Below are 1,177 nucleotides of genomic sequence, written 5' to 3'. Positions count from 1 at the left end.
TGTCGTCGACCCGGAAGATGTCGATGTCGGCCAGGTCCTGCCACAACACCGGGTTGGAGTACGTCGACGACGGCGGCCACGGCCCACCCGACGGACTCGCCGACGGCGACGGCGACGGCGAAGGGGAAACCGAGGGACTGGCGCTGGGGCTCGCACTGGGGCTGGCACTGGGACTGGCACTCGGGCTGGCACTGGGACTCGCCGAAGGGCTGGTGACGGTGCCGCTGCAGGTGGTGCCGTTCAGCGCGAAGCTCGCCGGCACGGGGTTGGACGAGGTCCAGGAGCCGTTGAAGCCGAACGACGCGCTGCCGCCGGTCGGGATGCCGCCGTTGTAGGAGGCGTTGGTCACCGTGACCTGGGCGCCGGACTGCGTGTAGCTGCCGTTCCACAGCTGGCTGATCGTCTGGCCGGCGGGGAACGACCAGGTCAGACGCCAGCCGTCGACAGGGTCGCCCAGGTTGACCACGTCGACGTTGGCGCCGAAGCCGCCCTGCCATTGGTTGGTCACCGTGTAGGTGACCCGGCAGCCCGCGGCGGCCCGGGCGGAGCCGGCGGTCGCGACTCCGAGGACGCTCAGCGCCGCGGCCACTCCGGCCGCGAGCCAGCGCCGATGTCTGATGAAGCGCACGGAGATCTCCAGGGGATAGGGAGGCGTCAGGAGATGGTGCAGGTGTTTCCGTTGAGCGTGAACGCGGTGGGCTTCGCGGCGTTGCCGGTGTGGGTGGCCTGGAAGCCGATCTCGGTGGAGGCTCCGGGCGCGAGCGAGCCGTTGTAGCTCACGTTCTTCGCCGTGACCTGTCCGCTGGTGGGCGAGTAGGTGGCGTTCCACCCGCCGGTGATGGTCTGCCCGCTCGGGAGGGTGAAGGCGAGCGACCAGCCGTTGACGGCCGAGGAACCCGTGTTGGTGACCGTGATGTTCTCGGTCAGCCCGTTGTTCCAGGCGTTCACGGTGGCACTGACCCGGCAGGCGCCCGTTCCGCCGCCGGGGGACGGCGAACTGCTCGGCGAGCTGCTCGGGGAACTGCTAGGCGAGCTGCTCGGTGAGCTGCTGGGAGAGGGGGACGGGGAGGTCGTCACGCCGGTGCCGTCGAGGCCGAGGAAGGAGATGGCGTAGGCGATCTGGCCGTTCATCGGCAGCTGGTGGCCGACGCCGGAGATGCTGATGCCTTCGACGGTG

Annotated in this window: 2 protein-coding genes; both read right to left on the bottom strand. The window is 69.9% G+C overall.

The features are described from left to right. Positions 1-628: cellulose binding domain-containing protein (locus tag AB0J39_RS39670; protein WP_363474379.1), on the bottom strand; the 628-nt coding region annotated here is incomplete at its 3' end. Positions 629-654: 26 nt separating this feature from the next. Beyond that, the coding region (locus AB0J39_RS39665) for a cellulose binding domain-containing protein (protein ID WP_363474377.1) at positions 655-1,177 on the bottom strand (523 nt) is incomplete at its 5' end.

The organism is Microbispora sp. NPDC049633, from assembly GCF_040675265.1.
GTDB lineage: Bacteria > Actinomycetota > Actinomycetes > Streptosporangiales > Streptosporangiaceae > Microbispora > Microbispora maris.
This window is presented reverse-complemented; position numbering and strand designations above follow the sequence as displayed.